Source organism: Rhizobium sp. BK312, from assembly GCF_014193605.1.
GTDB lineage: Bacteria > Pseudomonadota > Alphaproteobacteria > Rhizobiales > Rhizobiaceae > Rhizobium.
This window is the reverse complement of sequence record NZ_JACHZP010000003.1, coordinates 732,737-745,681: the sequence shown is the minus strand read 5'-3', so window position 1 is coordinate 745,681 and position 12,945 is coordinate 732,737. Positions and strand designations below refer to the sequence as shown.

Annotated in this window: 15 protein-coding genes; 2 read left to right on the top strand and 13 right to left on the bottom strand. The window is 59.8% G+C overall.

Annotated features, from left to right (window positions below):
* Positions 1-29: 29 nt before the first annotated feature.
* The 5 genes from FHT85_RS12225 to FHT85_RS12205 all read right to left on the bottom strand — a co-directional run bounded on the left by FHT85_RS12225 (position 30) and on the right by FHT85_RS12205 (position 3,632).
* The gene (locus FHT85_RS12225; protein ID WP_095434555.1) at positions 30-428 is read right to left on the bottom strand and encodes an NADH:ubiquinone oxidoreductase subunit NDUFA12; all 399 of its coding nucleotides are present in this window, start codon (positions 426-428) and stop codon (positions 30-32) included.
* A gap of 106 nt (positions 429-534) precedes the next feature.
* The gene (locus FHT85_RS12220) at positions 535-1,002 is read right to left on the bottom strand and encodes a GNAT family N-acetyltransferase (RefSeq protein ID WP_112398574.1); all 468 of its coding nucleotides are present in this window, start codon (positions 1,000-1,002) and stop codon (positions 535-537) included.
* Positions 1,003-1,022: 20 nt separating this feature from the next.
* The gene (locus tag FHT85_RS12215) at positions 1,023-1,526 is read right to left on the bottom strand and encodes a GNAT family N-acetyltransferase (RefSeq protein ID WP_112410573.1); all 504 of its coding nucleotides are present in this window, start codon (positions 1,524-1,526) and stop codon (positions 1,023-1,025) included.
* A 3-nt stretch (positions 1,527-1,529) separates the two neighbouring features.
* On the bottom strand, positions 1,530-3,035 hold the full coding sequence (gatB, locus tag FHT85_RS12210) for an Asp-tRNA(Asn)/Glu-tRNA(Gln) amidotransferase subunit GatB (protein ID WP_112410574.1): 1,506 nt from the start codon (positions 3,033-3,035) through the stop codon (positions 1,530-1,532).
* Positions 3,036-3,122: 87 nt separating this feature from the next.
* The gene (locus FHT85_RS12205; RefSeq protein WP_112410575.1) at positions 3,123-3,632 is read right to left on the bottom strand and encodes a GNAT family N-acetyltransferase; all 510 of its coding nucleotides are present in this window, start codon (positions 3,630-3,632) and stop codon (positions 3,123-3,125) included.
* A 298-nt stretch (positions 3,633-3,930) separates the two neighbouring features.
* Between FHT85_RS12205 and FHT85_RS12200 the strand changes: the two genes are divergently transcribed.
* Positions 3,931-4,188 (top strand): YjhX family toxin, encoded by a 258-nt coding sequence (locus FHT85_RS12200; protein WP_015339560.1) that lies wholly within the window; start codon positions 3,931-3,933, stop codon positions 4,186-4,188.
* Positions 4,189-4,261: 73 nt separating this feature from the next.
* Here FHT85_RS12200 and FHT85_RS12195 read toward each other — a convergent pair whose 3' ends face one another.
* From FHT85_RS12195 to FHT85_RS12180, 4 genes are all read right to left on the bottom strand, one after another.
* Complete coding sequence (locus tag FHT85_RS12195) at positions 4,262-6,271, bottom strand: DUF4139 domain-containing protein (RefSeq protein WP_112410576.1); 2,010 nt, start codon at positions 6,269-6,271, stop codon at positions 4,262-4,264.
* A gap of 215 nt (positions 6,272-6,486) precedes the next feature.
* Positions 6,487-7,968, bottom strand: a complete 1,482-nt coding sequence (gene gatA, locus FHT85_RS12190; protein ID WP_112410577.1) for an Asp-tRNA(Asn)/Glu-tRNA(Gln) amidotransferase subunit GatA — start codon at positions 7,966-7,968, stop codon at positions 6,487-6,489.
* Positions 7,969-8,026: 58 nt separating this feature from the next.
* Positions 8,027-8,314 carry an Asp-tRNA(Asn)/Glu-tRNA(Gln) amidotransferase subunit GatC gene (gene gatC / locus FHT85_RS12185; protein WP_037194314.1) on the bottom strand — a complete coding sequence of 96 codons (288 nt, stop codon included), beginning with the start codon at positions 8,312-8,314 and terminating at the stop codon, positions 8,027-8,029.
* 87 nt (positions 8,315-8,401) lie between these two features.
* Complete coding sequence (locus FHT85_RS12180; RefSeq protein ID WP_112337495.1) at positions 8,402-9,112, bottom strand: metal-dependent hydrolase; 711 nt, start codon at positions 9,110-9,112, stop codon at positions 8,402-8,404.
* Between the two features lie 205 nt (positions 9,113-9,317).
* On the opposite strand from FHT85_RS12180, the gene ruvX reads away from it, so the two are divergent.
* A complete protein-coding gene (ruvX, locus tag FHT85_RS12175; protein WP_041677359.1) occupies positions 9,318-9,812 on the top strand; it encodes a Holliday junction resolvase RuvX in 495 nt (164 codons plus the stop codon).
* Here ruvX and FHT85_RS12170 read toward each other — a convergent pair.
* The 4 genes from FHT85_RS12170 to FHT85_RS12155 form a co-directional block, all read right to left on the bottom strand.
* Positions 9,749-10,081, bottom strand: a complete 333-nt coding sequence (locus tag FHT85_RS12170; protein ID WP_112398580.1) for a DUF6105 family protein — start codon at positions 10,079-10,081, stop codon at positions 9,749-9,751. The genes ruvX and FHT85_RS12170 overlap by 64 nt on opposite strands.
* A complete protein-coding gene (locus FHT85_RS12165) occupies positions 10,078-10,251 on the bottom strand; it encodes a hypothetical protein (RefSeq protein WP_183774088.1) in 174 nt (57 codons plus the stop codon). Before FHT85_RS12165 ends, FHT85_RS12170 begins: the two co-directional genes overlap by 4 nt.
* A 130-nt stretch (positions 10,252-10,381) precedes the next feature.
* A complete protein-coding gene (locus FHT85_RS12160) occupies positions 10,382-11,038 on the bottom strand; it encodes a TetR/AcrR family transcriptional regulator (RefSeq protein ID WP_112410579.1) in 657 nt (218 codons plus the stop codon).
* A 159-nt stretch (positions 11,039-11,197) separates the two neighbouring features.
* Positions 11,198-12,856, bottom strand: a complete 1,659-nt coding sequence (locus FHT85_RS12155; RefSeq protein ID WP_112410711.1) for an acyl-CoA dehydrogenase family protein — start codon at positions 12,854-12,856, stop codon at positions 11,198-11,200.
* Positions 12,857-12,945 lie beyond the last annotated feature (89 nt).

The window sequence follows — 12,945 nt, the reverse complement described above, 5'->3', positions numbered from 1 at the left end:
TGTGGCCAAAGGACGAGCCGGCTTCTCGCTTAATTGCCCGGGGTCCAGGCGTCGTAGTCGCCGGTCACGCGCGGACGCTCGCCGGCAACGGCGAGAGAGCCCGGGGGACGGTAAGCCTGCGGCGAACCTGTGGGATTGGCACGATGTTCCTTCTGCCATTCCTTGGCGACATAGTTTTCCTTGGTCGGCGGAACGTCGGTGCGATGATGCATCCAGCCGTGCCAACCCGGAGGAATGGCGGAGGCTTCGGCATAGCCCTTGTAGATCACCCAGCGCTTCGGGAGGCCGTAGGAAGACATGCCGCCTTCGTAATAGACGTTGCCGAATTCATCCTCGCCCACACGCTTGCCAAACCGCCAGGTCGCGAAGCGCGTTCCCAAAGTTTGGCTGTTCCACCAAGTGAAGGTCTGTACGATGAAATTCCACATGTCTTTTCCTCGATACCCGCTGAGGGGCGAGCGATACCAGAATTCGATAGTTTGCTTATGCCGCCCCTAAGCCTGCTTGTCCAGTGATTCCAGCGGGCAAAAGGCTTCATTTCAATAGCATCTTGAAGCCCAGATGCGTCGGCTTGAAACCCAGTCTCTCATAGAAGCGATGCGCGTCCTTGCGAGCATTATTCGATGTCAACTGAATCATCCGCATCCCGCGGCTTTTTGCCCCGTCGATGCAGAAATTGATCATGGCGGCGCCAATCCCCTGCCCGCGCATATCGGCTCGCGTCTGGACCGCTTCGATGATCATGGCAGAGCCGCCCCGCCCGGTCAGCGTCGTCGTGATCATCGTCTGGAACGTCCCTACCACTTCGCCGGCGCGTTCGGCGACATAGAGCGTCTGCTCAGGCGACGCCGCGATGGTGCGAAACGCACGGAGGTAATCGTCATAGGCAGACGGGTCGGTCGTATCGCCATGGCCACCCACGGCATCGGCGGCAAATAGACCGATCAGAGCACGAAGGTCGGCTTCTTTCGCTTCGCGGATTAGCAGGCGGGCGGCTTCCATGAACGGTCTCGTCTATTCTTTCAGTGGGCCGCCAACGGCTTCTCGAAAATCAGCGCCGGAATGCCCGAATGCCCGTTGCCGCAGTTTTCCGTGCGGCCGACCTCGACAAAGCCATGAGCCTTGTAGAAAGCAATTGCCGGCTCGTTCTGCGGATCGACCTCCAGGCGCATGATCTCGGCGTCGGGAAAGCAGGTCTCCAGCTCAGCAAATATGTCTCGGCCGATACCCTCACGCTGATGCTTTGGGCTGACATAGAGCATGTGAAGCATGACGGTTTTCGTCATCTCTTTGGACATGGCGGCGTAGCCCATGCCGTCGATCGTCTTGCCGTTGTCGGCCACCAGAAATTCTGAGTTCTTGTTCGCCAGCCGCGCCTTCAGCGCAGCCGTCGAATGCCAGGAGGCGTGCAATTCGTTGACCTTTTCCTGCCCGTAGATCCGGTCATAGGTCGCATACCAAGTTTCGCCGAGCAGAGCGCGGACCTTTTCCAGGTCCTGCTCGCTGGCGGTGCGGACGAAGAACACCGCTTATTCCTCTTCGATGCCGAGCTTGGCCTTGACCAGCGCCTGGACGGCCTGCGGATTGGCCTTGCCTCCCGTCGACTTCATCACCTGGCCGACGAACCAGCCGGCGAGCGTCGGCTTGGCCTTGACCTTGGCAACCTGATCCGGATTGGCGGCGATGATCTCATCGACGGCCTTTTCGATGGCGCCGGTATCGGTGACCTGCTTCATGCCGCGGGCTTCAACGATCTCGGCGGGATCGCCGCCCTCGTTGAGCACGATTTCGAACAGATCCTTGGCGATCTTGCCGGAAATGGTTTCGGCCTTGATGAGGTCGATGATCGCGCCGAGCTGGGCGGGCGAAACCGGAGTCTCTTCAATGTCTTTGCCGATTCTGTTCAGAGCGCCCAGGAGGTCATTGATGACCCAGTTGGCAGCCATCTTGCCATCGTGGCCGGCGGCAACAGCCTCGAAATAATCGGCGATGGCCTTTTCCGAGACGAGCACGGAAGCGTCATAGATCGAGAGGCCGAGCTCGCGGACGAAACGTTCCTTCTTGTCGTCCGGCAGCTCAGGCAGATGCTCGGCAAGCTCCGCGACGAAAGCGTCGTCGAATTCGAGCGGCAGCAGATCCGGATCGGGGAAATAGCGGTAATCGTGCGCATCTTCCTTTGTGCGCAAGGATCGAGTCTCGCCCTTGTTCGGATCGAACAGGCGGGTTTCCTGGTCGATCGTGCCGCCATCTTCCAGAATGCCGATCTGCCGGCGCGCTTCATATTCGATCGCCTGACCGATGAAACGGATGGAGTTGACGTTCTTGATTTCGCAGCGCGTGCCGAACTCGCCGCCCGGGCGGCGGACCGAGACGTTGACGTCGGCGCGCATGGAGCCTTCGTCCATGTTGCCGTCACAGGTGCCGAGATAGCGCACGATAGAGCGCAGCTTCGTCATATAGGCCTTGGCCTCGTCGGACGAGCGGATATCCGGCTTGGAGACGATTTCCATCAGCGCGACACCGGAGCGATTGAGATCGACATAGGACATGGTGGCATGCTGGTCGTGCATCGACTTGCCTGCATCCTGTTCCAGATGCAGGCGCTCGATGCCGATCTCGATATCCTCGAACTGGCCCTGGCGATCCGGCCCAAGTGAGATGACGATCTTGCCCTCGCCGATGATCGGATCCTTGAATTGCGAGATCTGATAGCCCTGCGGCAGATCGGGATAGAAATAGTTCTTGCGGTCGAAGATCGAACGATTATTGATCTGCGCCTTCAGGCCGAGACCGGTGCGCACGGCCTGCTTCACGCATTCCTCGTTGATGACGGGCAGCATGCCTGGCATGGCGGCATCGACCAGCGACACGTTGGAATTCTGGGGCTTGCCGAACTCCGTCGAGGCGCCGGAGAAGAGCTTGGAGTTGCTCAGCACCTGGGCGTGGACTTCCATCCCGATAACGACTTCCCAATCACCGGTGGCACCGGGAATGAAGCGTTTCGGATCAGGCGTACGGACGTCGACAATGGTCATGGGAAGCTCTTGTATAATGCTGTTTTCTGCTTTGGTGAGGTAGAGCAATTGGCGTGACGGCGCAAGGCTTTCGGCATCGACCGCTTGCTATATGCCCCGGCCATAGGCGCCATCGCTGTCATCGACCAACGATTTCGAAAGCCCGACCGTTGGCACGTCGCTGTCGAGCTTGGGGGAATAGACGATCGACAGCCAGCGGATTTCATAGCCGCGTGCCCTGAAGAAGGCGATGGCATCGGTGTTGCCCGCATGGCTCTGCAATGAAACCTTCTCCAGTCCCTGCCCGCGCACATCCGCTTCGATCCGCGCCAAAAGCGCCGTGCCGAGGCCGCGTCTGACGAAATCCGGATCGATCCAGAAATCGGAAATCGCCTCGTCCAGCGCCTCGCGCGCCGCCCATCCCACAGCCTCGCCGTTCAGCTCTATGACTGATATCGTCAGCCAGAGATTGCGGGTGAAATTTTCAAAGGCTTCGCTGGCACTCTCCAGCAGTTCACCCGTGCCGCCGATCGCGCTCATCGCCTTCTGCCAGGAGCGCAGGCCGATGCTCGCCAATACCGCAGTTTCACCTTCATGGGCATTGCGAATGTGGATCATCAGGCCCCCGCTATTTGGAGATAGTAAAGCACCCATAGAAAGCATTTGCCAGCGGCGAGATTGGCAAACAGCTACGAAGCAAAACGCATCGAAAGGGTTGAACTTGACGACGTGGCGCAACCTGCTTTAGAGAGAAACATCAACGGAGTTTTGATGTCTAACTTTTGTCAGTCCCGGTAGAGGCCCCGCTCGCAAGTCTTCTTGCGTGCCGGGCCTGAAAAACGAAGCCCCGACTTCCCCAAGGGAAGGCTCGGATCGTTTTTGTGCGCCCTTTGGCGCTATACGGATTTTGACAACAATGGACATTTCCCGCGCGGAACAGCGCATTCTCCACCTGCTCGCCCAGGGCGGGCGCATCGAAATTGAACGCAGCGACAATAAGAAGATCGAGACAGTATACTGCTTTACGCGAGATGGCTGGGTCTACCCCGATTTCGACCTCGACCTCTTCCGACGGCTGAAGCGCCTCAAGGCGATAAAATCCACCGACGGCCATCCCTATCGCATCAGCGAAAAGGGATTGCGGCTGGTGAGGGCGCAGTTGAACAATCGATAAGCCGGACACGAGAGCCGCCGAATGAGGCGGCTCTCGTCGGGCGATACCATTCGGAAAAGAAAGCGCTGGGCGATCAGAAGGTGCGGATGATCTCCGCCACGTCATTACCGCGGCGATCGCTTTCTGCCTGCGCCGCATCGCGCCTTTCGTTGAGGGCAGCGATTTGATCCTCGCTATTTGCCAGAGCCTTCAAATAGCGCTTCTTCAGATCGCTATTGTCAGGTACGGCACCGAGATTCTGTCTTATCCGTTCTTGTTCGCTGGTGGTCTTCTCGATTTCGCTGTCGAGGCGCTCCAGATCGTTCTGGACGGCAACCTGCCTTTTGCGCGCATCTGCGAGGTTTGTGAGCTTATCCGTAAGTGCCTTGTCAGGTGCCGAAGCCGACCATCCCAGCAGCATGGCCGGTTCGGCATCGACCAGAGCATAACTGCTGCTCTGAAGCTGCTCGTCGACTGCGGTCAACACTTTCTCCGTGCCTGCCGGCACGACCGCCTTGAGCCGCTGGTGCGTTGTCGTCTTGCCGGAACCTTCAGATGAGGAGAATGACCAGCCATCCCGGATCGGATGCTCGATGACAACAGTCCGTTCGCCGTCCAGAGCGCCCGATACGGTGTATGTTGTCGTCTGGCGATATTTGACGGTGGCATTCATCACGCCATCGACAACCTTCAGCGAGGCAATCTCCTCCGTTGGCGTCTGCCGCTCGCTGATCGTAACCTTGCGATCGGTCGCGAAGCTGGCGAGGCGCGTGTCGTCCTTCGGCAGTGCCGACATCTGGGAATCGCCGACATAGCCCGTCTTGCCGTCATAGAGCGTCAGAATTCCCGCCGGCATGCTGACGCCGGTGGTATTCTTGAGCATCACGGCAGCTATGGGATTGCGATAGGCGCTGCCGGACCGATACATGTCCACCATGTCGGCTTCCACATCCGCGTCCATGATCGGCACCGACAAGGTATCGCCATTGGCGAGATCATACGTTCCCGGAAGTTCGAAGGTGGCGGAAATATCGCTTTCAGTCGCCGTGGCCGGGTCTCCGGCGGCAACCTGCATCGGCTCCGCCGGCCGCGCCAATTCATCGGCCTCATAGGCCTGAGCGTCGGCCATCTTTCCGCCTATGCTCTTCATTGCTCGTCGCGGGGCGGGCATTGCCGGCGCCTCGGCACCAGAAGCGAGACGCCGCCTGTTTGAGAGATCGCCGCTGTCGGGATCGGGGACGTTGTTCGACGCCGTGTTGACCGGCACCTCCTGCCGCTCGCGCCAATAGAGCTGGTGCAGACCTTGCTTCAGCGTCACTGGCTCGGCAGATGTCAGCGTCAGCTTGATGCCCTTCCAATCTTCACCGCTGGCATTTTCCAGCACCGTCCACGCCTGCAGGCGCGCCTTGTCATTTCCGTCGATGACGACCTTGTAAGCCGTTTTCCAGATGGGAGACGGCACGACATAGGTGAGGCCTATATCACCGCTGTTCTTCACGCCATTCACCTTGATATCGATGGTGCGTGTGCGATCGTTCTTGCCGTGGGCGATGGCTGCCGCTGCTTTGGCGATCTTCGCTCTCAGTTCGGCATCCTCAAGCCGGACGGATGCGTCCTCGCCCAGTGCCAGCGTCTCCACTGCGCCATCCCTATCGATAACGGTGAGCAGGTAAGCCGCTGCTTTATCGCCGGACTTTCTCGTCTCGATACCGAGAATATTTCCCTCGACGGTCTTTCCCCCGCTGGTGACGGACACCCTGGCGCCCTGCATTGATGTCAGAAGCGACGGCACGGACGAAAGCGCTTCGGGCGTGAACGGCAGGCCCTTGAAGGTCTCCTGCAACGGCTGCGGCCCCGCCAGCGACATGCCGGCCACCGAGCCCGCCGACCCATTCACCACAAGGCTCTTCAAGATATCATCGACTTGATCGAGCGGTACCTCGATCCGGATCATGCCGTCGCTATTGATATTGGCAGATCTGGAAACCTGGGCCAGACCGCCAGAGGACAAGGTGATGGATCGAATGGCCCCGTTGTCGGCCGCCAGCGCAATCGCTGGAAAGGATGCGCTGAGGAGCAGGATCGTCGTGACTTGCTTGAGCATGAAGAGACCTTCCGATTCGGTTGCAGAGGACGAGACCAAACGGCCGGCTGCAATTTATGATCGTATTTCGGTCCAAAGTGTGATGGCGCGCGGGCGGAATATTGGCACATGAAAAAGGGCCGTCCGGATTTCCGGACGGCCCTTTTTCTATTGGCTTTAAACTCCGCGAAACTTGACGAGATCGCTCATCAAGCCCGCTCGTCCGAGTGTGGCGCTTACCACCACTTCGCCGGCGTGAACTTACCGGCGGCCTGTTCGATGACGTGGGCGGTTTTGAAGAGGGTTTCTTCTTCGAACGGCTTGCCGATGAGCTGCAGGCCGAGCGGCAGGCCCTTCGGGTCGAGGCCAGCGGGGACAGCAATGCCGGGCAGGCCGGCCATGTTGACAGTCACCGTGAAGATGTCGTTCAGGTACATCTTCACCGGATCCGAAGCGAGATCCTCGTCGGCGATGCCGAAGGCCGAGGATGGCGTGGCGGGCGTGAGGATCGCGTCGACACCAGCGTTGAAGGCCAGTTCGAAGTCACGCTTGATCAGCGTGCGAACCTTCTGCGCGCGCAGATAATAGGCGTCGTAGTAACCGGCCGACAGAACGTAGGTTCCGATCATGATGCGGCGCTTCACTTCCTGGCCGAAGCCGGCAGCGCGCGTCTTTTCATACATGTCGACGATATCCTTGCCGTCGACGCGCAGGCCGTAGCGGACGCCATCATAGCGGGCGAGGTTCGAAGAAGCTTCGGCGGGCGCAACGATGTAATAGGCCGGCAGCGCGTATTTTGTGTGCGGCAGGGAGATGTTGACGATCTCGGCGCCGGCATCCTTCAGCCAGGCAATGCCCTGCTGCCAGAGCGTCTCGATCTCTTCCGGCATACCGTCGACGCGGTATTCGTTCGGAATACCGATCTTCATGCCCTTCAGAGACTGGCCAAGCGAGGCTTCATAATCCGGCACCGGCAGATCGACCGAGGTCGTGTCCTTGGCGTCGACGCTCGCCATAGACTTCAAAAGAATGGCGGCATCACGCACGTCGCGGGCGATCGGGCCAGCCTGGTCGAGCGACGAGGCGAAGGCGACGATGCCCCAGCGCGAGCAGCGCCCATAGGTCGGCTTGATGCCAACGGTGCCGGTGAAGGCGGCCGGCTGGCGAATGGAGCCGCCGGTGTCGGTCGCGGTCGCGCCGGCGCAGAGATGGGCTGCAACGGCTGCGGCCGAACCGCCGGACGAGCCGCCCGGAACCAGCTGCTGGTTCGAACCCTCGGCACGCCATGGGTTGATCACCGGACCATAGTAGGAGGTCTCGTTGGAAGAGCCCATGGCGAACTCATCCATGTTGAGCTTGCCCAGCATGACGGCGCCGTCATTCCAGAGGTTCTGCGTGACAGTCGATTCATAACGCGGCTTGAAGCCGTCAAGAATGTGGCTGCAGGCCTGGGTGTGGATGCCTTCGGTGCCAAACAGATCCTTGATCCCGAGCGGTATACCTTCGAGCGCGCCGGCGTTGCCGGCGGCGAGACGGGCGTCCGAGGCCTTGGCCATCTCGCGCGCCTTGTCGGGCGTAACAGCGATATAGGCATTGATCTGACCGTTGGCCGCATCGATCGCCGAGATATAGGCCTCGGTCAGTTCAGTGGCGGTAATCTGCTTGGCGCGCAGCTTGTCGCGGGCTTCGGCAATGGTCAGGCTGGTCAGTTCGCTCATTTTGTTTCGCTTCAGATCTGGAATTGGGCAACGGGTCGGAAAGGGCTCGAGGGAACCGTTATTCGACGACTTTGGGCACCAGGAAGAAATTCTGATCGGTATTCGGTGCATTGGCGACGATGTCGGCGGCCTTATTGCCATCCGTCACTTCATCGGCACGCTTCTTCATCGCCATCGGGGTTACCGAGGTCATGGCCTCGACGCCATCGACATTCACTTCGGAAAGCTGCTCGACGAAGCCCAGAATGCCGTTAAGCTCGCCCATCATCCGCTGTGCTTCGTCTTCATTGACGGCGATACGGGCAAGATGGGCGACGCGTTTGACAGTAGCGAGATCGACGGACATGGCATTCTCCGGATAGCAAGATTATCCACCAAAAGTGGATTTGCTTCACGCTATAAAGGCCATGCCCGCCATACGCAACGGGTATCGTCAGGCAGAAATGCTCTCACCCGCCTTCGGCGCCGCAACCGCGGTCTTCGAACCTTCCATGCCGGCGATGAACTTTTCCGGCGTCGGATCGATGATCGGGAAAGTGCCGTAGTGGCAGGGAATGGCGGTCTTGAAGTTGAAGAAGCGCTGGCAGGCGAGTGCCGCCACCGCACCACCCATGGTGAAGCGGTCACCGATCGGCACGATGCCGATATCGGGCTGATGCAGCTCGTTGATGAGAGCCATATCCGAGAAGATGTCGGTATCGCCCATGTGAAACAGCGTCGGCTCATCGTCGAAATGCAGCATCAGGCCGTTCGGGTTGCCGAGCGCGTGGGAAACGCCGTCCTCGGTGATCTGGGCGGAGGAATGCAGTGCATTTGTGAAGGTGGCCGAGAAGCCGCCGAGGCCGACTGTGCCGCCGGTATTGCCCATTTCAAGCTTCTCGACGCCCTTGGTGCTGAGCCAGGAAGCGAGGTCGGCATTGGCGAGAACGACGGCGCCGGTATCCTTGGCAATCTGAACCGTGTCACCGACGTGGTCTGCATGTCCATGCGTCAGCAGGATATGGGTGACGCCTTGCGCAACGTCCTTGATGTTGAGACCGGCGGCCGCAAAGGAAGAATTGTAAGACAGAAATGGATCGATCAGTATTTTTGCCTTGGCCGTTTCGATACGAAAAGCGGCATGGCCGAGCCAGGTGATCTTCATTGGATTTCTCCTTATGACTTGATTTGAAATGAAAGGCTGGTGTCTGGAGCATTTCCGATGGAAACGCTCCTTCTATTGGCTCTTCCGCATTTCCGCAGGCAAAACCGCTGTGCGCTTTTGCTGGAAATGCTCTAGGAGATATCCCAAACCGCAGCAAAGAAAAGCGGTTAGGACTTCAATTTGTTTTGACGAGAGCGAGACCCTGATGACGACGCTGACCATCGAAGATCTAGCCGTGATGCTCCTGCCCGGCCAGCCGATCGCCGGTCTCGATCTCGGCACGAAGACGATCGGGCTTGCGATGTCTGATCTCGGGCGGCGCTTTGCCACGCCTCGCCCGGTCCTCAAGCGCGTGAAATTCACCCAGGATGCCCAAACATTGCTTGCTTTCGCCGAGAAGGAAAAGGTCGCAGCCTTCGTCATAGGGCTTCCGATGAATATGGATGGCTCTGCCGGACCGCGCGTGCAGGCAACGCGCGCCTTCGTGCGCAGCATGGCGGAAAAGACCGCCCTACCCTTCGTCTTCTGGGATGAGCGGCTCTCGACCGTTGCCGCCGAGCGAGCGCTTCTGGAAATGGACGTCTCGCGGGCCAAGCGCGCCGAGCGGATCGACTCGGCAGCGGCAAGCTTCATTCTTCAGGGAGCGTTGGACAGGCTGTCGGCGCTCGGAAGAGCGACCTTGCCCGACCTTGATGCCTGACGGCGCCTCCACCATTCCGTGATGGCAGCGCGGCGGCGGAAGCCGAAAATCGCGAACACAAGGACGCTGTCGAAAGCGATCGCGCGCGCGACCAGCGGCGGGATGGTTTCCGGCGGAATGCCGAGAATCTTGCCGTAAATGTCGAATACGAGGTCATGCATTTGCCGCGTCAGCATGAAGATGCCGAAGCTCATGTCGTAGTACGACAGGTAATACCATGCCCCGAGAAACGAGACCGGTCCGGCCCAGCAAATCAACAACCACTTCATGCGGTACCCCTTCGACGCTGAAATTGCGTCGTGCCAGCCGAAAGGACGAGCCAGTTCGACAGCGCCATGGCGCTCAAGACCATCGCGGGCAGCGTGATATCTAGTGCGAGCACGGCGAAGAACATCACCGCCGTCACGAAAAACACGAATTTAGTGGGTTTCGACCCCATGGCTGCACGCTTGATGGTTAACTAATCATCTTCCGACAGTGACGAGTTAACCGCTGCGGCGCAACGTAAACCATTTGTTAAGGTTAATGGCGGAGCGAGTCTGTGGATATCCGCTGCCCCGTGGTCGATATCAGCCATAGACGCCCCGCACGACACGCTTCAAGGCCGTTGCCGCCTTCTCCCAATCCTTTGCATTTTTCAGCGCAAGACCGGCGCATTGGTCGCTGACGGCCGCGGCCAGGACGATATGCTGGATGGCCGCAAAGATCATGGCATTGACCGCCTGAGAATCGACACCCTTGGGGGGCATGAGCGAGCCGCGCATGCGCTCAATCCAGCCGGCGAGCGCCTTCGAACGTGCTTCCGACAGGCGGCGCACCTGCTCGCTATTTTCCGAGACTTCCCAGGCGACAATGCGGCGCATCAGCGGATCGGCCCGCAAGGCATCGAGGAAGAGCATCGAAAGCCGTTCCATCAGATCCCCATAGGTCAGAAGGAACATGCCGCCGGTGTCGTCGGGAATGCGATCCGTCACCCAGCTACCGAGATCTGTGCCAATGGCTTCCACGAGGCCGTCGAGGCCGCCGTAATAGCGGTAAATCAGCTGCTTGTCGCAGCCGGCGCCGCGGGCCACCGCATTGATACCGAAATTCTGGAACCCCTGCTCCGCCAAGAGCCGCTTGGCGGCATCAAGAATTACCTGCTCAGTCGCGGCGCGATTGCGCACGCGCTTTTCCACGACGGGCACTTCCAAAGGGATTTTAACGGCAGCGTTTGTGGGGGCCATCGATTCGACTCCAATCTGTCACCGATCGGTGATTAGCAAGCCGCATCGCCTCGAACAACAAAGCCGTAGGTCTCGCATCAGCCAAAACGCACGAATCCACAGATTAGAGACATTGACCAAACGACACTATCGTTCCGGGCGCTAGCCTTGGAGGCAGTTCTAAGTGGCTGGCGGATACAATAGATCGACGATGTAGCTGGCATCGAAGCGCGAATCGAGCATGCCATAGGTGGCGCGCCAGCCGCCAGCAAGACGGGTTTCGATGAAGGCGTCAGCGATCTTGCCGGCTCCGAGGCGATAAAGCTCGGCGGCACCGGCTGCGAGCGCCATCTGCTCGACCAGCAGGCGGGCGGCGCCCTCGTCCTGCTCGCAAAGCGCCATGGCGGCACGCAGGACATCGATGGTCTTTTTGCCGGCAGGGCCGAGATCGCGGGCAAGACCGGCAAAGACGGTCTCGAACAGGTCCCTGCCCCGGTTCAACACGCGCAGGACGTCAAGCGCCATGACGTTGCCGGAGCCTTCCCAGATCGCATTGACGGGGGCTTCGCGGTAATGGCGGGCAATCGGGCGCTCTTCGATGTAACCACTGCCGCCGATGCACTCCATGGCCTCATAGATCAGCGCGGGCGCGATCTTGCAGCACCAATATTTGGCGACCGGCGTCATGACGCGGGCATAGGCCGCATCTTCCGTACTGCCGCTGGCCTTGTCGAAGGCCTCGGCCAGGCGGAAGGCGAGCGCGGTTGCGGCGGCGACATCGAGCGCCATATCGGCAAGTACGCGCGTCATGATCGGCTGGTTGACCAGCATCTTGCCGAAGACACTGCGGCCGCGAGCGTGATGCACGGCTTCGGCGAGCGAGGCGCGCATGATGCCAGCGGATGCCAGAGCGCAGTCGAGCCGCGTCAGCGTCACCATGTCAAGGATCGTGCGGATGCCGCCATCGGGCGCGCCGAGCAGAAAGCCGAAAGTGTCGGTGAACTCCACTTCCGAGGAAGCGTTCGAGCGGTTGCCGAGCTTATCCTTTAGCCGCTGAAAGTGCAGGCCGTTAGCCGAACCATCTTCCAAAAGACGCGGCACCAGGAAGCAGCCCATGCCGTCCTTGGTCTGCGCAAGCATGATGAAGGCGTCACTCATCGGCGCCGACATGAACCACTTGTGGCCCGAAAGCCTGTAGATGCCATCGCTGACCTTATCGGCACTCGTCCGGTTGGCACGCACATCCGTGCCGCCCTGCTTTTCCGTCATGCCCATGCCGATAGTGACGGCGCTCTTCTGCATGGCGGGCTTGTTGGACGAATCGTACTTGCGCGAGAGAATCTTCGGTGCCCAATCCTTCTGCACCGCCGGCGAGGCCATCATGGCGGCGACGGAGGCACTGGTCATCGTGAGGGGGCAAAGGTGGCCGCATTCGAGCTGCGCCGTCAGATAGAAACGGGCGGCCCGCACTTTGTGCGAATGACCCTTTGCTTCAGGGTCAGCCTGCGCATCCCAGATCGAGGAATGCAGGCCCATCGCCATGGAGCGACGCATCAGCGCGTGCCAGGCGGGGTGAAACTCGACGACATCGAGACGCTCGCCGCGCGGGCCGTGGGTGCGCAGTTGCGGCGTGCCTTGGTTTGCCATGCGCGCCAGTTCCTGGGCCTCGTGCGAGGTGACGAAACGACCATGCTGCTCCAGTTCTTCCCGTATCGAACGCGGCAGGCCGGAGGTGAGATCGACGATCAGCGGATCGGAACGATAGGCATTGATGCCGGTCCAGAGGCTCGGCTGGTTCAGGTCGGCAAAGGGGTCGTCAGTCCGGGTCGCTTGGGTCATGAATCGCTTGTAGAACAAGTGGGTTGCAAAGGGAAACTGGAAGTTACGTCTCCCACCGGCATCGCTCCTGTAGCGGGATTCGGGCGAAA